This window comes from Mangrovibacter phragmitis (genome assembly GCF_001655675.1).
GTDB classification, from domain to species: Bacteria; Pseudomonadota; Gammaproteobacteria; order Enterobacterales; family Enterobacteriaceae; genus Mangrovibacter; species Mangrovibacter phragmitis.
The window spans coordinates 218,861-238,983 of record NZ_LYRP01000001.1 but is presented as its reverse complement, the minus strand read 5'-3'; the positions used below and the strand labels follow the sequence as shown (position 1 = coordinate 238,983).

Sequence of the window (20,123 nt, the reverse complement as noted above, 5' to 3'; positions counted from 1 at the left end):
CCTTATAAATTTAAAGAGAGTTATTATGGAAAGGGCAACGACATCTGCACCAATCACTACCGGGCCGGTTCATTTTTGGCATCACGTCCGTTTGGTTCCCCTCTTTTCCGCCATCCTGGGCGGTGTGTTACTGCTTTTTGCGTTATGTATCGGGCTTGCTGGCTATTTTCTGGTTCAGGGCAATAACGCGCTCAGTGATGTCACCGATGAAATACAGGTTCGCATGGGGATCTCCAACAGTTCCAACCACCTGCGTACCGCTCGCATTTTATTAATTCATGCTGGTGCGGCAGGGCGTGTCGCGGATATGGACGTCATGAGCAAAGACATCGCTGATGCAGAAGCCCGCATAAAAAAGGCTAAGGAAGGATTTGCGGTTTACATGGCTCGCCGTTCAAAAACACCAGAAGACATCGCACTGGATGGTGAGCTGACAACCCGTTTTAATGACTATATCGAAAAAGGCATGAAACCGATGCTCAAATATGCGAAAAACGGCATGTTTGAGGCCATTATTAATCAGGAAAATGAGCAATTACGCAAACTGGACGATGCCTATAATGAAGTTTTGCTGAAAGCAATTGCCATTCGGACAGCGCGCTCTAATCACCTTAACGCTATGGCGCATCATGATACAAGTATTGGTCTGATGGTGATGGGGGGCGCTTTTGTGCTGGCTTTATTTATGACAGCTATGACCTTCGTCATGTTGCGAAAAATAGTGATACAACCCTTGCAACGTGCTGTTAAGCGAATTGAGGCTATTGACGCTGGCGACCTCACACAACCAGAAGAATTAACCAGCCGCAGTGAGATTGGCATGCTCAACAAGCACTTGCAACACATGCAGCAATCTCTGGCTCGTACTGTCACCACAGTGCGTGATGGTGCCAGTGGTATTTATCAGGGAACCAGTGATATCTCGGCTGGCAACGTCGATTTAGCTTCACGAACCGAGCAACAGGCTGCAGCGATTGAACAAACGGCCGCCAGCATGGAGCAACTGACTGCGACAGTGAAGCAAAACGCTGAAAACGCACACCACGCGAGCAAACTGGCAAGTGAAGCATCAAATAAAGCCACTCATGGTGGGCGTATTGTCACCGGCGTGGTTTCTACCATGAACAACATTTCTGCCAGCTCGCGGAAAATATCGGAAATTACGTCTGTTATTAACAGTATTGCGTTTCAGACTAACATTCTGGCGCTCAATGCCGCAGTTGAAGCCGCACGGGCAGGTGAGCAGGGGCGGGGATTCTCTGTGGTTGCCAGTGAGGTTCGCACACTGGCACAACGCAGTGCCCAGGCAGCCAAAGAAATTGAGAGTTTGATTAATGAATCAGTTTCACTTATTGAGCAGGGGTCAGGAGAAGCCCGGGAAGCTGGCAGTACAATGACCGATATTGTGGAATCGGTGAAAAGCGTAACCGGTATTATGCAGGAAATTGCTTCTGCATCCGATGAGCAAAGCCGTGGCATAGAACAGGTAGGCCAGGCCATAACTGAAATGGATAATGCCACACAGCAAAACTCGGCACTGGTTCAGGAGGCTTCAGCTGCTGCACGTTCTCTTGAGGAGCAGGCGGCAATACTGTCTCAGGCTGTAGGGATCTTCCGGTTATATGGTGATACGAAGGTTGTTAGTACACCGTCCAGTACCGCGAGAAAACCGCAGGCTGCGTTGCCTCAGACAGCATCTGCCAGCCATGAAAACTGGGAAACTTTTTAACGCGACAGGACATTGGTCAAATTCAACCCACAAGCAATGCTTGTGGGTTGCTTCATTTATACCAGGCGTAAACCCGGATGCGGCTGTGAAGCGGTAATACTCACAGGTACAGATTTGGAGGTGGGCGTACCTGTACCATCACCAAAGCTGGACAGTGGGATCAACGGGTTCGTTTCCGGATAGTAAGCTGCCAGGTTGCCGCGCGGAATAGCATAACTGACCAGTTTGAAGCCTGTGACTTTTCGTTCAATACCGTCATTCCAGTGGGTTTCGATATCCACGTCATCACCAGGTTTCAGCCCAAGCGCTGCAATATCATCCGGATTCATAAATAACACTTCGCGCTGGCCGTAAACACCCCGATAACGGTCATCCAGACCATAAATTGTAGTGTTGTACTGGTCATGAGAACGTAGTGTTTGCAATATAAATGGGGCGTCAACTGGGGTGACAGATTGCGGCAATGGCGCCGCGCTGAACTCCGCTTTACCACTCGGGGTGGCAAAACGATAGCTTGCCGCCGCATTGCCCAACCAGAACCCACCAGGTTCTTCGCATTTTTCATTGAAATCAGTAAATCCTGGTATAGTGGCAGCAATATGGTCACGAATCAGGTTGTAATCAGCACTCAGGGCAAGCCAGTCAAGCTTTTCACAACCAAGTGTTGCAGCGGCGATTCCGGCGACAATGGCTGTTTCAGACCGTTGCGTGGCGGCCAGTGGTTTGCCGATGCCTTCTGATGCATGCACCATACTGAAAGAATCCTCGACAGTAATAAACTGGCGGCCACTTTCCTGAATGTCTTCTTCAGTGCGCCCAAGAGTAGGCAGGATCAGTGCATTAATGCCAGGATAAAGGTGGCTACGGTTCATTTTGGTGCTGATATGTACGGTCAGTCCACACCGGGATAATGCTTCGGCAGTACGCTCGCTATCAGGCGCTGCGGCGGCAAGGTTGCCACCAAGGGTTATCAGAACCCGAACCTCATCACGCAGCATGGCTTCAATAGCTTCAACTGTGTTATGGCCAGGTTCACGAGGTGGAGTGAAGTCGAAATGCTTTGCCAGACTGTCGAGTAAGGCGGCAGGGGGTTTTTCATCAATCCCCATAGTACGGTTACCCTGAACATTGCTGTGCCCACGTACCGGGCATAATCCTGCCCCCGGTTTGCCCAGGTGTCCGCCCAGTAATTGCAGGTTGACTATCTCTCGCACGCTATCCAGCGAATGTTTATGCTGGGTAATACCCATAGCCCAGGTGCAGATAACCCGCTCCGAATCTTGCCAGATGCTGGCTGCTTCACGTAGTTGCTGCTCACTCAGGCCAGACTGGCTAGTGATGAAGTCCCAACTGGTGTTATCGATTTCAGCAAACCACTGTTCAATTCCCAGGGTATGTTTACGAATAAAAGCGTCATCAAAAATGCCAGGTAAACCGTCTTTCAGGTGCTGCCGGTGGGTTTCTAACAGGGCTTTTGCCATACCGCGCACTGCCGCCATATCCCCACCCAAATTCGGCTGATAATACATAGAGCTGATGTTACCCGCTAAAGGAGTGACTACCTCAAGCGGTTTTTGTGGATCAGCAAACCGCTCAAGTCCACGTTCACGCAGAGTATTGAAAGTCACAATACGGGCGCCGTTTTCAGCCGCATGACGCAGGCTGTGAAGCATACGAGGGTGATTAGTGCCTGGGTTTTGGCCAAACACAAAAATAGCGTTAGCTTTGTCAAAATCATCGAGGCGAATAGTACCTTTGCCAACGCCAATACTGCGTTTCAGCCCACTACCGCTGGCTTCATGGCACATATTCGAACAGTCAGGAAAATTATTCGTACCGAGCATACGCCCGAATACCTGGTACAGATAAGACGCTTCATTACTTGCCCGCCCGGAAGTGTAAAGTTCCAGTTGGTTTGGGTTGTCCATTGCCCGAATATGGCTGGCGACCAGGGCAAAAGCATCCTGCCAGGTGATGGCTTCGTAATGATCGGTTTCAGGGTTGTAACATAAAGGTTCAGTCAGACGGCCCTGGTACTCCAGAAAATAGTCACTTTGTTTGCGTAACGCGCTGACAGTGTGCCGGGCAAAAAATTCTGCGGTGATATGGCGGCGGGTGGCCTCCCATGTGACGGCTTTAGCGCCATTCTCGCAAAAACTGAATGTGCTTTTATTATCATCGCCCCAGGCACAACCGGGGCAGTCAAAGCCTTTAGCTTTGTTCATACGCATCAGGTTGCGCAAATTCTTAATTGCGCGTTTGCTGTCAAATACAAACCGTGTGGTCGCTTCCAGTGATCCCCAGCCGCCTGCAGCCGCGTGATAAGGTTTAATCGCTGTTTTAAATTTCATAATGTGACGTCCATACTGGAAATTTACGCAATAGTTCGCGTAATCAATACATGCAGTATACGCCGCAAATTTCCAACATTCGCGCAACAATGTGCGATTATTGTTTCCTGAACGTTCTGGCAGTGTTACTTATTATGCGATTTGCGCAACACAATATAATCAGGCAATTGTTTGGCGAATGGTATTAATTAATGTCACTGCATGAACAGAAAGTGGGGTATCGACGCGGGTCAGAATACCCACTGGTTCACCATTTCCCGGTATGGCTACAGGTAGTGAGACCAGCACCCCTGTTTTAAGATCTTCTTTTACCGCGCCTGAAGGCACGAACCAAACGTAGTCGTAATCAATGGCGAGTTGCCGGGAAAGTGAAGCCGACAAGGTCTCAACATGGCAGGGTGACAGCTTGCACCCTTGCTCTTTGAGTAATGCTTCAGTTCTGTCGCGAGGCGGCGTGCCTTCAGGCAGCACAACGGCTGGCCAGTCAAGAATACGGCGAAATGTCAGCGTTTCATTAAGTAGCGGGTGCCCCGGGTGAACCACCAGGCGCAGTGATTCCAGAAACAGCAATTCGTAGCTTAATCCACCCATTAATTCCGGGTCAGACATGCGGCCGATTCCAAAGTCCAGTTCACCACTTTTTAACCCGGATAAAATCATGGTGTTATTCATGGCTGCCACTTGCAGGCTGACACCAATCTGATGTCGATGGAACTGACCGATTACAGAAGGCAATAACCCCAGTAATGCCGTTGGCAACGCGCCAAGGCGTACCACCTGAGGATCTCCCTGAGTCGCTGAATGCAGCGAGTGTCCGGCGGCCTGAAGCGCGTCAAGAATGCGCAGGGCATGGGTCAAAAATTGCTCACCCGTTGGAGTAAGATGTGCCCCCATTCGCCCACGTTCAAGCAGCCGGGCTCCTATTAAGTTTTCCAGCTCATTTAATGTTTTGGACAATGCCGGTTGGCTGAGGTTAAGCGTTTGCGCCGCGCGCCCAAGAGTTCCCTGTTGAGCGACGGCAACGAAAGTGTGTAAATGGCGCAAACGAATGCGCTGCATGAAGTGACCATAATTTTCCATAACGAATGTTAAAACCAGTTTTTGGCTATTTTCAAGTGACTTAGCTGTATTTTGCTAACCTCATTGCAAAATTACATTAACAAACATCGCAAATTTTAAACAAACTAAATATTCCAGTTACGCTACTGTATTGGGTACCCCGGCTGAATCGAGGCAAATCAGTACCAGCTATTTTTGCGCGTCAGCCAGCCATATGCTCCGGTTATAGAAATGGAGAACGCAGGGGGTATCACCGCCAAATATTACCCGTTGCCATGATCACAAAAGCTGAATAATTTCAGTGTGGCGCAGAGGTGTTATCTACCCTTTGGGAAAAGGCCTGAGGAAAACAATATGGCAGAGTATGTCAGCGCAGATGAAATTCGGGAAATGTTCGCACAGGCGATGTCTCTGATGTATCAGCAGGAAGTTCCACAATACGGCACATTGTTGGATCTGGTCGCCGACGTTAATATTGGCGTGCTGGAAAAACACCCCATGTTGCTTGAACAACTGACAAACGATGGAGAAATTGGCCGGCTGAATATTGAGCGGCATGGAGCCATTCGCGTTGGTACGCCAGAAGAACTGGCGGGATTGCGCAAGATTTTTGCCATCATGGGCATGTATCCCGTGGGGTACTATGATTTGTCTGTTGCCGGTATACCAGTGCATTCAACCGCGTTTCGCCCTACAGAAGATGCCGCACTGGCCCGCAACCCGTTTCGTGTTTTTACGTCCTTACTGCGCCCGGAACTGATTGAAGATATCCCCTTGCGTAAACAGGCACTGCAGATACTGGCGAAGCGTTCTATTTTTACGCCAGTCTGCCGTGAGCTGGTCGATATCCACGCGCAACAAGGTGGTCTAACCGCCCCCCAGGCCCAGAGTTTTGTGCGTGAAGCACTGGAAACCTTTCGCTGGCGCCAGCAGGCTTGCGTGGACGCGCAAACATACCAGGCCCTCCATAACGCACACCGTCTGGTGGCCGATATCGTCAGTTTCCCTGGATGCCATATTAACCATCTGACACCACGTACACTGGACATTGACCGGGTACAGGCACTGATGCCTGAATATGGCGTTACGCCCAAAAACGTGATTGAAGGCCCACCCCGTCGTCTGCACCCCATTCTTCTGCGCCAGACCAGCTTCCGGGCACTGGAAGAAAAGGTGGTATTTGCCGAAGGGGCACAGGGAGCGCATACCGCACGATTTGGCGAAATAGAACAGCGAGGAGTGGCACTGACACCAAAAGGGCGGCGTTTATACGATACCTTGTTAGCAGAAGCCGGTGTCGCCGCGGATAATTTTGCGCACCAAAACCGGTTACGTAATGCCTTTGCTCGTTTCCCCGATGACGAAACAACACTGCGTCAGTCCGGGCTCGCCTGGTACCGATACCGGTTATTACCTGCCGGAGACGCAAACCGTCAGGCGATTAAACCGGACGACAGCCCACAAGCACTCATTGAACGAGGCTGGATCGCCGCGTCCCCGGTCACTTATGAAGATTTCCTGCCAGTAAGTGCCGCCGGGATTTTTCAGTCAAACCTTGGGGCTGAAACACAGGTCAGGGAACAGGGGCATGCCAGTCAGCAGGCCTTTGAAGCAGCTCTGGGCTGTGCAGTTAAAGATCCGTTTGTCCTGTATCAGGAAACTGAAAACCGCAGCCGTCGCCAGTGCGGTCTGGCTACGGTTAACAGACTAACGGATACCGACTAAAGCGCATTCAGACGTTCGATGTACGCTTGAGGCAGTTGTAACTTAGCTGCATCAATATTTGCCAGCAAATGCGCTGGCTTACTGGTGCCAGGAATCAACAAAATATTGGGCGACCGCTGTAATAACCAGGCCAGCGCAACTTGCATGGGGGAGGCCGAGAGTTCACTGGCAACAGCGCTGAGTTCGTCTGATTGTAGCGGCGTAAACCCACCGAGCGGGAAATAGGGTACGTATGGGATGTTGCGTTGTTCGAGCCAGTCAATCAACGCATCATCACTGCGCTCGGCCAGGTTATAGTAGTTTTGTACGCAGGCGACAGGGGTTAATGCCAGCGCCTCTTTGATTTGCGTTGGTGTAACATTGCTGAGCCCAATATGGCGAATTAACCCCCGTGACTGCAGGTTAAGCAATGTCGTTAACGGGCCTTCGAGGCTACCTTCTGCAGGTTTATGCACATCATACATGCTTCTCAGGTTGACCACATCCAGTTGATCCAGGCCCAGGTTTTCCAGATTTTCTTCCACTGCCCGGGTCAGTTCACTTTCCGACATCGCCGGTATCCAGTTACCTTTATCATCACGCCTTGCGCTGACTTTTGTCACCAGACATAACTCTTTTTTATAGGGGTGCAATGCCTGTCTGATGAGTTGGTTCGTAATATGCGGGCCATAAAAATCTGAGGTATCAATGTGATTAATACCTTGTTCGATAGCCAGACGCAGGACTTCAATTGCCTGTTCCGGGTTATCCGGGGGGCCAAAAACACCAGGACCGGCGAGTTGCATTGCGCCGTAACCCATTCTGAATACTTGCTTGTCGCCTAATTGCCGGGTGCCTGCCAGTTGAACGGTTGTCATTGGATACCTCCTGTTAGTGTACTCTGAATTGTAGACAAGCCAGTCTTGTGCGACTATTCCAGTCAATCACGACACGATGTACGGGAATCCGCACAATGCCATATGATTTGAACGACCTGCAGGCGGTGGTTGCTGTTGCACGGGCGGGCGGTTTTCGTGAAGCTGCCCGTAATCTCAACAGTAATCCGTCGCGGCTCAGTGATGCAGTACGGCGAGCAGAACAACAACTGGGTGTGCGCTTGTTCAACCGAACCACTCGCACCGTCGCCCTGACAGAAGCGGGGCGGGCTTTGGTGGAAAACTTACGCCCGGCGCTGGATGAAGTCGAAACTGCGCTGGATAAAATCAACGGTTTTCGTCATACCCCGCGTGGTACATTGCGCCTGAACGTACCGGTGAGTGCCGCCCGGCTGATTCTGCCTGATATTATTCCGGCATTTCTCGCCCGTTACCCGGAGATTGATGTCGACATCATTGCTGAAAGTAACCTGGTTGATATTTTCAGCGCGGGTTGCGATGCCGGGATCCGTTACGAAGAGAGCCTGGCACAGGATATGATTGCCGTTCCCTTTGGGCCGCGTACTCAACGGTTCGCGGTAGTGGCCTCACCTGAGTACCTGGAACTTTCAGGCCAGCCCGAACACCCGACGCAATTAATACAACACCGCTGTATTCGTTGCCGCTACCATAGTGGCGTTATCTCTGACTGGGAATTTCACAAAGGCGATGAAACATTGCGTGTTCAGGTCAAAGGCCCCCTGGTCGTCAGTATCGGTGCTGCCGTTGACCTGGCTGTGGATGCAGCGATTAAAGGCGCGGGGATTATTATGCTTTTCGAAGACTGGCTGGCCCCGGCAATCGCCCGTGGAGAACTCAAGCCGGTACTGGAACCCTGGTGGCCCGAATTCAGTGGCCCGTGGCTCTATTACCCGGATCGCCGCCTGGTGCCCGCGCCATTAAGGGCCTTTATTGATTTTATTCATGAAATGAATGCGAACGGAAGGGAAAGCGGGAAACATGATGCTGGCACACTCAGTGGATAATTGTCAGGTGATGACAGGCAACGGGTTACTTGAGGGAAAGTGTGAAGCGGGTGTTCGGGTATGGCGAGGCGTTCCTTATGCCACGCCACCTGTTGGAGCATTACGCTGGCGTGCACCTCAACCCCCTTCCAACTGGCAGGGCATAAAACAGGCATATGCGTATGGCCCGGCAAGTTGGCAGGATAAAGAGTACTGCCGTGAACTGGGTGGCGGGGACCCAGGCAGTTTTAGTGAAGATTGCCTGTATTTAAATATCTGGGCCCCCGCAACACCGTCAGTGCATCCTTTGCCTGTTATGGTCTGGCTGCATGGTGGTGGGTTTACCATTGGTGCCGGTGGCCTGCCGCCTTATGAAGGCCACGGCCTCACCCGGCGCGGTGTTATCCTGGTTACCGTGAATTACCGCCTTGGACATCTCGGTTTTTTTGCTCACCCGGCGTTAGACGGAGAAGATCCCCGTGGCCCGGTACACAATTTTGGTTTGCTTGACCAAATTGCGGCACTGGACTGGGTCAGGGATAATATTGCGGCTTTTGGCGGAGATGCGCAGCAGGTGACGTTGTTCGGCGAATCTGCAGGTGCACGTAGTGTAATGTCACTGATGACCTCACCACTCGCCAGGGGGTTGTTTCACAGAGCGATTATTCAAAGCGGTTACACGTTACCTGACACTCCCCGGCAAGACGCATTACAAAATGGTGAACAAGTGGCGGCTGTGCTGGGGTTAAAGCACGCCACTGCTGAACAGCTGCGAGAATTACCAGGCGATGCCTTCTGGCCTCTGGCCGCACCTTATTCACCCGCACCTGTGCCGATAAGTGGCGATATCGTGCTGCCACAACCCGCGCTGGATTGCTTTATGGCAGGGCAGCAACACGCCTTGCCAGTACTGGTGGGAAGTAACAGTGATGAAGCCAGCGTGCTCTCTGTGTTTGGTGTGGATGCCGCACAACAAATCCGCCAGATGCGCAAAACTCACCGGGGCGGACTTGCCCTGATCCGCACGCTTTACCCGCATGCTTTACAGGATGATGCGCTCGGGCGCGAGGTTTGCCGTGATATGGCGTTTACCACACTGGGTCTGATTATCAGTGATGCACAAAAGAGAGCAGGCCAGGCTTGCTGGCGTTACTGGTTTGATTATGTCAGTGAGGGTGAACGGGGCAGCCTGCCTTTCGGCGCGTCACATGGTAACGAAGTGGCTTACGTGTTTGATACGCTGGCAACCATGATAACTACTACAGAATCAGACCAAAAAGTCGCCGCTATTCTCGCAGATTACTGGGCCGCATTTGCCAGCCAGAAGAAGGGGGAAGCGCAGGCTCTTGCGGGGCCGGTCGCCTGGCCGGCACATGGCGTTTTGCAAATTGGCCTGCAGCGGCAGTTTGGTTTTCGCCATCGCCGCTGGTTTATGCCTTTGCGTCTGCGGCTGTTTAAGCGAGTGATGAAACACCATGTAAATCTGGACTAAGCAACGCCTGGCGGAAGTCGTTTAAATTGCCTGCTTCGCTACCCGCCTGGCGCAACACCAGGCGGTATGCCGCTCCCGTAGGCACTGCCTGTTCAGACAGCCGCACCAGCCTCCCGGCTTTGATATCCGCGGCGACAAGGTGTTCATCGGCAATCGCAACACCGTATCCCTGGATGGCGGCACTGATAGCCAGATCCATGGTATCGAAGTGCTGGTTCTTACGCATTACCGGCCAGGGGCGGGGTTGGCTGTTCCACCACAATAACCAGTCAGTTTTATCCCGAGTGGGGTGTAAAAATGTCAGGCGGGATAAGCTTTCCGGTTGTGTTGCCAGTTGGTTTGCCAGCACCGGGCTTACTACCGGTGTCAGGCACTCATCAAACAGCAATTCACCACGTTCAGATTTCCCATATTCAATTGCGGCATCAAAAGGTTCAGCATGAAAATTAATGCCGTGATCGGTTGTGGTGGTTAACACCACATCGAGGTCCGGGTAGTGATGCTCAATGGCAAGAAGGTTAGGTAGCAACCAGCGCATAGCGCAGGTTGGCGCTTTAAGGCGAACTGATTGTGGTTTCTGACGTGCCTGTTCAGCCACAATATGCACTTGCCTGTATGCCTGCTCAAGTTCCGGGAGTAACGCTTTCCCGCGTGGCGTCAGGTGCAAACCCCGGGCATGCCGCTCAAACAACGCAAAGCCAAACCAGTTTTCCAGCGAAGCAATTTTGCGGCTTACCGCACCCTGAGTCAGGTAAAGCGCTTTCGCTGCATGAGTCAGGTTAAGGTGCCGGGCGGTAACAATAAAGGCTTCAAGCGCATTCAGTGGCAGGGAATGGCGGGGCATACACATCTCCAGCTATGCAATTTTTGCATGGCTATTATGACAACAATTCGGTTGTGCTTGCAATGCCGGGTCGCTTGAATAGTTATGCAATTCGTAGCTATCACAGGAGCGGCCATGTCCATGCAATCCCCGGTACAGTGCAAATCAAAACTGCCGGATGTAGGTACCACCATTTTTACCGTAATTGGGCAGCTTTCATCCCAGCACAATGCCATTAACCTTTCCCAGGGTGCGCCAGGCTTTCCGTGTGACCCGGCACTGGTTGATGGCGTAACAAAAGCGATGAAAGAAAACCGCAACCAGTATGCTCCAATGACGGGTTTGCCTCACCTCAAACAGCTGATTAGTGAGAAAGTCGCACTGGCATATGGTCAGCATTATGACACTACAGATGAAGTGCTGGTTACCGCCAGTGCCAGTGAAGGGATCTACTCTGCCATCAGTGGCCTGGTTCACCCGGGCGATGAAGTGATTTACTTTGAACCCTCCTTCGACAGCTATGCGCCGGTAGTACGTTTGCAGGGTGCAACGCCCGTTGCTGTCAAACTGACTCAGCCTGATTTCCGTATTAACTGGGATGAAGTGTCGGCTGCGATAAACAGCCGTACCCGCATGATAATTATCAATACCCCACATAACCCGAGTGGCCAGGTGCTGAGTGAGTCAGATTTGAGCGAACTGGTGCGTTTGACTCAGGGGACCGATATCATTTTGCTGGCAGATGAAGTGTATGAGCATATCGTCTTTGATGGCGCGCGCCACCACGGCATGGCCACACATCCGCGTCTGGCGGAACGCAGTGTCATCATTTCATCTTTTGGTAAAACGTTCCATGTTACAGGCTGGCGCGTGGGGTACTGCGTTGCGCCAAAAGTGCTGATGGATGAGATAGTCAAAGTGCACCAGTTCTTAATGTTTGCGGCAGATACGCCTATGCAGTATGCGTTCGCCGACTACATGACGAATCCGGTCACCTGGCAAAGTCTGGGGCCGTTTTACCAGCGTAAGCGTGATTTACTCCAGTCTTTGCTGGCTGAGTCTCCCTTCAGGTTATTACCGAGTGCCGGGTCATTCTTTATGCTCGCCAGTTACGGGCACTTTAGTGACGAACCCGACAGCGAGATGGTAAAACGTCTGATTGTGGAGCATGGTGTTGCTGCCATTCCGTTATCCGCGTTCTACACCGATGGTACAGACAATAAACTGATTCGCCTCTCTTTTGCTAAAGACGATGCGACATTAAAGGCAGGCGCGCAGGCGTTATGCCAGGTTAAGCCACGTTAAGCAGGGTTACTCATGAAAAAAATTACATCACTGTTATTAGCCGCTGGGTTGTTATCTTCTTTATCTGCTATTGCTGCAGAAAACACGCTGCGCTTTGGGCTGGAAGCTGAATATCCACCGTTTGAAAGCCGTAATGCCGCAGGCCAGTTGGAAGGGTTTGATATCGATCTCGGCAAAGCAGTTTGCCAGGCGGCAAAACTGAAGTGCGAGTGGGTGGAAACGTCATTTGATGCCCTGATACCAGGCCTGATGGCAAAAAAATTCGACGCCATTAACTCCGCAATGAATATCACGGAACAGCGTGAAAAAAGTATCGACTTCACTCACCCCATTTACCGGATACCAACCCAACTGGTGGGTAAATCCGGCAGTGGTCTTGACGCGACAGCAGCATCGCTTAAGGGGAAAACCATTGGCGTTCTGCAGGGTTCCATTCAGGAAGTTTATGCCAAAGAGCACTGGGAGAAGCAGGGGGTAACTGTTGTCTCATACAAAGACCAGAACATGGCATGGGCCGATTTACTTAATGGCCGTATTGATGCATCACTGGTGATGTCCGCGGCAGGTCAGGCCGGTTTCTTGAGCAAGCCTCAGGGCAAAGGTTTTGGCTTTATTGGTAAGCCAGTCAGTGATGACAAAATTCTGGGTAGCGGAATTGGTTTTGGTCTGCGTAAAGGAGATACCCGGACGAAAGCACGCCTTGATGCGGCTATCAGCAAATTACAGTCCGATGGCACAGTCACCACACTGGCAAAAAAATATTTCCCGGGAATTGATGTGAGTGTGAAATAACACCATTTTTACTGCGGCCTCTGGGCGACATGTCTGAAAAACAGACGCTCGCGCGGGCCGCAGCGTTGTGTTGTTGGATTCAGGGTCAATTTTGTCTAGAGTGTCCATGGCAACGGGCTTAAGTGCATGGTGGGAATGCCCGTTAACCTAACGCTACTATCCTGACAAAAAGGACGATGAATCCGGCATGAATCGCAGACGTTTTATAAAAGCTTCTATGGCGCTGGCCGCTGCCTGTGGCACTCCAGCACTTGCCACTTTCTTCTCGCGCGCGGCGTGGGCACAAGAGTCAGGAATTGCGGATGGCAGTACCCGCACTTTCGATTTTTCCGTGTTGCAGTCGATGGCCCATGATCTGGCGCAAAAGGCCTGGGGGGGCGCACCTCGCCCATTGCCGAAAACACTGGCCGATTTAACCCCTCAGGCTTACAACAGCATTCAGTATGATGCCGGGCATTCTCTGTGGCACAACATAGAAAACCGCCAACTCGATGTGCAGTTTTTCCACGTTGGCATGGGCTTTCGCCGCCGGGTAAGAATGTTTTCCCTCGACCAGTCAACCCATCAGGCCAGGGAAGTACATTTCCGTCCGGATTTATTCAATTACCACGATGCCGGCGTGGATGTCAGCCAGTTGGAAGGGCAGCCAGACCTGGGTTTCGCGGGTTTTAAAGTCTTTAAAGCCCCTGAGTTGGCGCGTCGTGATATCGTTTCATTCCTTGGCGCGAGTTATTTTCGTGCAGTAGACAACACCTGGCAATATGGCCTGTCGGCCCGTGGCCTGGCAATTGACACCTTTACTGATAAACCAGAAGAGTTCCCTGATTTTACGGCGTTCTGGTTTGAAACCCCCAAAGCCAGCGACACGACTTTTGTGGTATATGCCTTACTGGACAGCCCAAGTGCTACCGGGGCCTACAAATTTACCATTGAGTGTGAAGAAACCCAGGTGATTATGGAAATCGAAAATCACCTGTATGCGCGCCAGGACATCAGGCAACTGGGGATAGCCCCAATGACCAGCATGTTCAGTTGTGGCACCAATGAACGCACAATGTGCGACACCATTCATCCACAAATTCATGACTCCGATCGCCTGTCTATGTGGCGTGGTAATGGTGAGTGGATTTGCCGTCCGCTCAATAACCCACAGCGCCTGCAGTTCAACGCATTTATGGATGAAAACCCGAAAGGCTTTGGTCTGTTACAACTCGACCACCGCTTCGAAAGCTACCAGGATGTGATGGGCTGGTATAACAAACGCCCAAGCCTGTGGGTTGAGCCGCGTAATGCCTGGGGTAAAGGTCATGTTTGCCTGATGGAGATCCCAACAACCGGTGAAACGCTGGATAATATTGTATGTTTCTGGCAGCCGGAGAAACCGGTCAAAGCCGGTGACACACTGAACTTCAAGTACCGTCTGTACTGGAGTGCCGAGCCGCCTTATCACACCAATATGGCGCGAGTCTATGCAACCCGCACAGGCATGGGGAGCTTCCCGGAAGGCTGGGCACCGGGTGAACACTTCCCGGAAAAATGGTCCCGCCGTTTTGCCATTGATTTTGTGGGTGGCGACCTGAAAGATGCTGCGCCTAAAGGCATTGAACCCGTTATCACATTGTCCAGTGGCGAAGCGCGCCAGGTCGAAATCCTGTATGTCGAACCATTTGATGGCTACCGCATTCTGTTCGACTGGTATCCCACTTCTGATTCCGTAGACCCGGTAGAAATGCGCATGTTCCTGCGTTGCCAGGGGAAAGCTATTAGTGAAACCTGGCTTTACCAGTATTTCCCGCCAGCACCAGATAAACGCAAATATGTTGATGAACGCCAGATGCGTTAATATGGCAGGGTGAAAAAAACCGCGCAGGCAGCAAACCTTGCGCGGTTTTTTATTAATTAAAGCCGGTTCAGGCCAGTGGGCCGCCCATCACGGTATCTTCAATCCCGGCCATAATGCGCTCTCCGGTTTCCGTTTTCAGTTCATCATACCAGGCATGTGTTGCCTGTTGATCTTTACCATGTGTTACATCGCATCGTTTGCGTGCTTTCAGAACCAGGTCTTTTACCCGCTCATTGCGTTTAGCCTGGTAACGCAACAGAGCATCTTCAATTCCCAGCGAGTTGGTTTGCAGGGCAATGGCCAGCACCACGGCGTCTTCCATCGCCGCACAGCCACCCTGGCCTATATCCGGAGTAGTACTGTGCCCGGCATCACCCAACAACGCTACCCGGCCACGCACCAGTTGCATAAATGGTTCGATATCATGAATTTCTATCCGGTTCGTGGTTTGTGGGTCCAGTGTATCAATCAGCTTTTTAACCGGTGGGCACCAGCCAGAAAAATAGCGTTTAAGGTCGTCCCTCAGAGTACTTCTGTCTTCTTCCAGCCCTTTGGGTAAGGGCACATCAAAGAAGAAATAAAAGCGATTACCGGCAACTGGCATGAGTGAGACGCGCTTCCCTTCTGCGACAAAAGTGGTCCACTGGTCTGCCGGTGCAATCGTTTCATCAATCTCAACCAGTCCGTTCCAGTTCACATAGCCCGCATAACGGCGTTCAGTCTGGTAACCCAATACCCAGTTACGGATAACAGAGTGGGTGCCATCGGCTGCAATCAGCAGGTCACCCGTTGCTTTGTGCCCGTCTTCAAACCAGGCACAAACACCATCTTTCTGCTCTTCTATATGCGTAACCCGTTTACCGAATTGCACGGCGTCTTTGCCATATTGCTCCAGCAACATATTTTGCAATTCTGCGCGCGCAACAGGATAAGGCCGCTCGCCTACAGCCTTAACCAGCGGCGACAGGCTAAAACGGGTGAGGGTGGCTGCGCTGTGCCCGTCATTGTAGGCGAGATATGCCATATTCCCGCCAAGGGCAGTGACATTCTCATGAAGGCCAAGATAATTCAGGCATTTTACCCCGTTAGGCCAGATTGAAATTGCTGCACCAACCGGTTTAATTTCCTTTACGGCTTCATACACTTCAGTTTCGATGCCGCAGCGTTTCAGGGCAATCGCTGCGGACAAACCGCCAATGCCACCACCAATTATGATTGCTTTCATGTTTGTCTCCTGTTCTGTAACAGAATTTTTGCAATTTCTGTACCAGGTCAGGTTATCATTCAACTGAAACTTTAGTTACACGATGCATCAATGGTTCCAATGGCATGGCAACGGTTATGATGGACAGTTACGGAGCCAGTTCTTGCATACTTGCGGTGCAAGAACAGTCGCTACGCACTGTAAAGGGGCAAAATAAAGCGCGAGACTTTTTATTAAGAATCACTTAGTCTTTGAAAACAGTGAAAAGAAAAGAGGTATACCTGTGAATACCCCCCAATCATGGCAGGATGAAGTGATTTCTGTGGATTCGCATATTCAATTGCATTCAGTTCATGAACGCTTTGTTGACCCACTGTTTGCGCTGATTCTGCGCAATAAAGACTGGCTGCAACAAAGTATGAACTGGCCGCAATTTGTCAATGCGCGGGAAGATACCCTGAAAACCGTTCAGGGTAATTATCTGTTGCACCACCGCAATATCACCAAAATGTTTATGATTCTGTGTAAGTCAAAACTGGTTGGCGTGGTGTCTTTTAACCTGATAGAGCCAACAAATAAAGCTGCCTACATTGGCTACTGGCTGGACGAAGCGGCGCAGGGTAAAGGCATTTTGTCCCGTTCTTTAAACGCGATGATGATGAAATATGCCCGCGAAGGACTGGTACGCCGCTTTGTCATTAAATGTATTGTCACCAACACTGCCAGCAACCAGGTTGCCCAACGTAATGGTTTTACTCTTGAAGGACGGTTGCGTGAAGCAGAATTTCTTAATGGCGGTTATCACGACCAGAACATCTATGGGCGGATTATTGATACCAGCCAGGCAAACAAAACTGAATAAATTAACGCTCAAAAGGCAGAAAAGGGCTGGCGCGAGTGATGTGCTGGTTACCTGTCAGTATTCTTGAATCCCGCAACAAAACAGTTTCGTTATCCCAGGTTTCAATACAGGCGTTATCACGGAGTTCTGTGGCGTTTTCCAGGCGAACATTTCCCGCGATACGCCCGTGCCCCCGAACCGTGACATTGTCACATAGCACGACCGGGCCGCCGTGCAGGTTTGCGTAATCAAGCAATGTCACGCTCCCGGACAGAACACAGTTACCTTCAACCACTGCATAATCAGCAACCCGCACATGTCCACGTAATACAGGGATACTATCGGTATCCTGTCCGGCAATAATACGGGCATGGTCACTTACACAGGTATTGTCACACAGCCACACATTACAATTATCGTTTCCCTGAATAATGGCATAACCACTCACACAAGCCCGGTGTTGCAGAAAACCAAAATCAATATATGCGTGGTCACAGACACACACCTGATGAGCCAGTAAACTCCGCCTGATATGCGCATTGCCACTGATGGTAAGAGCCTGGTCTGGGTTTGCCGTAAAACCCATACAGGCAATTATGCGGCTGTCGAACAGCCTGGCTTCCCCGCTGATGTCAGCCGGGCCATCAATTTGGCAATCTTTTACCTGCGCGCTATCCGTCACATGAAGCCTGCCTGTTAACCGGCTGAGGCCAAGGATTTGCGCATCACCACTGACTTGCGCACCGCCAAAGACTTCCACCTGTTCTTCAAGCCAGGCGCTACCTTGTTGACTAAGACAGTCTGGTCCTTCCACCCAGCCGCCCAATTGACCTTTGCACACGGAACCAAAGTCTGCCAGGGCACATATTTGATACAGGGTGATGTTTTCTCCCTGTGGCGAAATAAGCTTACGGCAGTGGTCGCTCAACTGGTATTTTTTCATTATCATCTCCGGTTATTGTAATAATTTTGGCAGACGATAAAGGCTTTGCCACTGGCTAACGATGGTGGCGGGAGAAAACCATGCGCACAGAAAACTATTTTCACGATAACTACGGGCTGACCTTACCTCACTCTGAATTACGAAGTGCTGTTCCCCTGCTAAAACCCCACAGTCAGGTACTGGATCTGGGTTGTGGTAATGGGCGCAACAGCCTTTACCTGGCGGATGCAGGGCACCAGGTTCAGGCCTGGGACAAAAACGTTGCCAGTATAGAAAACCTGCAGCGCATTGCCCGGCAGGAAAAACTGGGTAATCTCGAAGCGGCGGTGGCCGACCTCAACCAGGTCAGTTTTCACGGCGCGTACGATTTATTGTTATCAACAGTAGTGATGATGTTTCTTGAACCTGCGACTATTCCCCGTCTGATTAGCCAGATGCAGGAAGCCACGCGCCAGGGTGGGTTGAATTTAATTGTCTCAGCAATGAGTACCGCTGATTTTCCATGCTCTGTTGGGTTCCCGTTTACCTTCAAAGAAGGCGAACTGGCGGCGTATTATGCAGGCTGGAACCTGCATAAATACAATGAAGATGTGGGGGAATTGCACAAAACGGACAGCAATGGTAACCGCATTAAACTCAGATTTGCGACACTGCTTGCTCAGAAGGTGTAACCGGCCACGCGCTTTGCTGAATAACTGTGCGGTAGCCATCATGGTCTATGAACGTCTGCCCGTGATGATCCCAGTATGGGTTGTAACTGTTAATGGCATGAAACCCGGCAAGGCGCATTTTTTCACACCGTTGCCGCCAGTGGGTTGGGTCCGGGTAATAGAGAACCAGTAAGTCCTCGCTCCCGGGGGCAGGTGTAACAGGATGCCGGTGGCACACAGTAAACTCAAGGTGCCATGCAGCCTGCGGGAGCGACAGCATAATGCCACTAAAACCATTATGCTCACTAAATCGCCCCGTTACCTCCAACCCAAGCCCTGTACAGTAGAGCGTTTCACTTTGTGTCAGAGAGGTAACCGGTCTGGCAATGCGTAAGTGTGGCATGTTCATCGTGAAGGCCCTTTATTGACAGTACGTTATGCAGTGTTGCAGTTTCTGGTTTGCCTGTGTTGTCAAAAGTGCCTTTGTGTTACACGCGCCACACTTTTCCCGCTACTTCGGGTATCAGGCGCTCTTCAGCCGCAAACCGGCACGTAATTTATTGACCGGCACAAACATCACCAGGTTTCCTGCAAGGATCAGAATCAGGCCAATAACCGCATTACTTTTCCACTGATAATTTTCAAAAACGGTTGAAATCGCTAATGCTACCAGGGGAAACAGCAGTGTACTCCAGGCCGCATTTGCCGGGCCAATACGCCCAACCAGCGTAAAATAGGCACCGAAAGCAATGACTGAACCAAAAACACCGAGATAAAGCAGCGCGCTAATATAACGGGTATCCCACTCTGGCATAAAATGGCTGCCACTGAACAGGCCCGTCGCTCCCATTACCAGCGTACCGTACAGCATAGCCCAACTGTTGGTGGTGAGTGTATCCAGCCCACGTTTCTGGTGGCGGGCGCTGATCATATTTCCCAATGAGAAACCATAGGTACCCAGCGCGCTTAATCCAATACCGGCGAGTAGCGTCATGGATAGCGTCTGGCCCACGACATCGTCCCAGAACAACACAACCATACCGACCAGGCCGAGTAGCGCGGCAGCATAAAAGCGTGGCGCCGGGCGCTGGCCAAAAAACAGAAAACTGTTCACTGCATTAAACAATACCGCCATAGAGAAAATTACTGACTCCAGCCCACTGGTTATCCAGGCGGCTGCATGGTAGAAGCAGAAGAAGTTGAACCCGAAGACACAGCACCCTTGTAGCAGGCAGAATAAATGGTCTGCTTTGCGCATAGATTTCAGGCGGCGGGTCATCAACATCACCGGCCATAACACGGCACAAGCCACAGCAAACCGCCAGAAAATAGAAACGGATACAGCAACCGGCCCTTGTTGCATGGCGATGGCAATCCAGGTGGTACCCCAGATGACAACGACCAAAATATACAGTACTGCGTTCATGAATAACCTCATTACTCCCGTGAAAGTAGCCGGTAGTGTGTAGTGAGCTGCGCCAGCTGGC

At 51.2% G+C, this 20,123-nt stretch carries 17 protein-coding genes; 9 read left to right on the top strand and 8 right to left on the bottom strand.

What is annotated here, in order from left to right:
- Positions 1-25: 25 nt before the first annotated feature.
- On the top strand, positions 26-1,729 hold the full coding sequence (locus A9B99_RS01020) for a methyl-accepting chemotaxis protein (protein ID WP_064593800.1): 1,704 nt from the start codon (positions 26-28) through the stop codon (positions 1,727-1,729).
- A 56-nt stretch (positions 1,730-1,785) separates the two neighbouring features.
- On the opposite strand, the gene A9B99_RS01015 is transcribed toward A9B99_RS01020, so the two are convergent.
- Both A9B99_RS01015 and A9B99_RS01010 read right to left on the bottom strand, forming a co-directional pair.
- Positions 1,786-4,080 (bottom strand): FdhF/YdeP family oxidoreductase, encoded by a 2,295-nt coding sequence (locus A9B99_RS01015; RefSeq protein ID WP_064593798.1) that lies wholly within the window; start codon positions 4,078-4,080, stop codon positions 1,786-1,788.
- A gap of 159 nt (positions 4,081-4,239) precedes the next feature.
- Positions 4,240-5,160 carry a LysR substrate-binding domain-containing protein gene (locus A9B99_RS01010; protein WP_064593796.1) on the bottom strand — a complete coding sequence of 307 codons (921 nt, stop codon included), beginning with the start codon at positions 5,158-5,160 and terminating at the stop codon, positions 4,240-4,242.
- 333 nt (positions 5,161-5,493) lie between these two features.
- Here A9B99_RS01010 and hglS point away from each other — a divergent pair, with 333 nt between their 5' ends.
- A complete protein-coding gene (gene hglS / locus A9B99_RS01005) occupies positions 5,494-6,864 on the top strand; it encodes a 2-oxoadipate dioxygenase/decarboxylase HglS (RefSeq protein ID WP_064593795.1) in 1,371 nt (456 codons plus the stop codon).
- Here the strand turns inward: hglS and A9B99_RS01000 are convergent.
- Positions 6,861-7,721 carry an oxidoreductase gene (locus A9B99_RS01000; RefSeq protein WP_064593793.1) on the bottom strand — a complete coding sequence of 287 codons (861 nt, stop codon included), beginning with the start codon at positions 7,719-7,721 and terminating at the stop codon, positions 6,861-6,863. The genes hglS and A9B99_RS01000 overlap by 4 nt on opposite strands.
- A gap of 95 nt (positions 7,722-7,816) precedes the next feature.
- On the opposite strand from A9B99_RS01000, the gene A9B99_RS00995 reads away from it, so the two are divergent.
- Together A9B99_RS00995 and A9B99_RS00990 are read left to right on the top strand one after the other, a co-directional pair.
- The gene (locus A9B99_RS00995; RefSeq protein ID WP_064593790.1) at positions 7,817-8,764 is read left to right on the top strand and encodes a LysR family transcriptional regulator; all 948 of its coding nucleotides are present in this window, start codon (positions 7,817-7,819) and stop codon (positions 8,762-8,764) included.
- Positions 8,742-10,235 carry a carboxylesterase/lipase family protein gene (locus tag A9B99_RS00990; protein ID WP_064593788.1) on the top strand — a complete coding sequence of 498 codons (1,494 nt, stop codon included), beginning with the start codon at positions 8,742-8,744 and terminating at the stop codon, positions 10,233-10,235. Before A9B99_RS00995 ends, A9B99_RS00990 begins: the two co-directional genes overlap by 23 nt.
- On the opposite strand, the gene A9B99_RS00985 is transcribed toward A9B99_RS00990, so the two are convergent.
- Positions 10,198-11,079, bottom strand: coding sequence for a LysR family transcriptional regulator (locus A9B99_RS00985; protein WP_064593786.1), 882 nt, complete (start codon positions 11,077-11,079; stop codon positions 10,198-10,200). The two genes, A9B99_RS00990 and A9B99_RS00985, sit on opposite strands and share 38 nt — an antisense overlap.
- A 114-nt stretch (positions 11,080-11,193) precedes the next feature.
- Between A9B99_RS00985 and A9B99_RS00980 the strand changes: the two genes are divergently transcribed.
- The 3 genes from A9B99_RS00980 to A9B99_RS00970 all read left to right on the top strand — a co-directional run bounded on the left by A9B99_RS00980 (position 11,194) and on the right by A9B99_RS00970 (position 14,998).
- Positions 11,194-12,363 (top strand): methionine aminotransferase, encoded by a 1,170-nt coding sequence (locus tag A9B99_RS00980; RefSeq protein ID WP_064593784.1) that lies wholly within the window; start codon positions 11,194-11,196, stop codon positions 12,361-12,363.
- A 12-nt stretch (positions 12,364-12,375) separates the two neighbouring features.
- Entirely contained in the window at positions 12,376-13,155 is a 780-nt protein-coding gene (locus A9B99_RS00975; protein WP_064593781.1) for an ABC transporter substrate-binding protein, read from the top strand.
- A 187-nt stretch (positions 13,156-13,342) separates the two neighbouring features.
- Positions 13,343-14,998 carry a glucan biosynthesis protein D gene (locus A9B99_RS00970; protein WP_064593778.1) on the top strand — a complete coding sequence of 552 codons (1,656 nt, stop codon included), beginning with the start codon at positions 13,343-13,345 and terminating at the stop codon, positions 14,996-14,998.
- Positions 14,999-15,065: 67 nt separating this feature from the next.
- On the opposite strand, the gene hpxO is transcribed toward A9B99_RS00970, so the two are convergent.
- The gene (gene hpxO / locus A9B99_RS00965) at positions 15,066-16,223 is read right to left on the bottom strand and encodes an FAD-dependent urate hydroxylase HpxO (protein ID WP_064593774.1); all 1,158 of its coding nucleotides are present in this window, start codon (positions 16,221-16,223) and stop codon (positions 15,066-15,068) included.
- Positions 16,224-16,485: 262 nt separating this feature from the next.
- On the opposite strand from hpxO, the gene rimL reads away from it, so the two are divergent.
- Positions 16,486-17,064 (top strand): 50S ribosomal protein L7/L12-serine acetyltransferase, encoded by a 579-nt coding sequence (rimL, locus tag A9B99_RS00960; protein ID WP_064593772.1) that lies wholly within the window; start codon positions 16,486-16,488, stop codon positions 17,062-17,064.
- Between the two features lies 1 nt (position 17,065).
- On the opposite strand, the gene A9B99_RS00955 is transcribed toward rimL, so the two are convergent.
- Positions 17,066-17,986 carry an LbetaH domain-containing protein gene (locus A9B99_RS00955; protein WP_064593770.1) on the bottom strand — a complete coding sequence of 307 codons (921 nt, stop codon included), beginning with the start codon at positions 17,984-17,986 and terminating at the stop codon, positions 17,066-17,068.
- An 80-nt stretch (positions 17,987-18,066) separates the two neighbouring features.
- Here A9B99_RS00955 and tehB point away from each other — a divergent pair, with 80 nt between their 5' ends.
- Positions 18,067-18,657 (top strand): tellurite resistance methyltransferase TehB, encoded by a 591-nt coding sequence (gene tehB / locus A9B99_RS00950; protein WP_064593767.1) that lies wholly within the window; start codon positions 18,067-18,069, stop codon positions 18,655-18,657.
- Here the strand turns inward: tehB and A9B99_RS00945 are convergent.
- Together A9B99_RS00945 and A9B99_RS00940 are read right to left on the bottom strand one after the other, a co-directional pair.
- Complete coding sequence (locus tag A9B99_RS00945; RefSeq protein ID WP_064593764.1) at positions 18,623-19,045, bottom strand: VOC family protein; 423 nt, start codon at positions 19,043-19,045, stop codon at positions 18,623-18,625. The two genes, tehB and A9B99_RS00945, sit on opposite strands and share 35 nt — an antisense overlap.
- A 114-nt stretch (positions 19,046-19,159) precedes the next feature.
- Positions 19,160-20,062, bottom strand: coding sequence for a DMT family transporter (locus tag A9B99_RS00940; protein ID WP_064593761.1), 903 nt, complete (start codon positions 20,060-20,062; stop codon positions 19,160-19,162).
- Positions 20,063-20,123 lie beyond the last annotated feature (61 nt).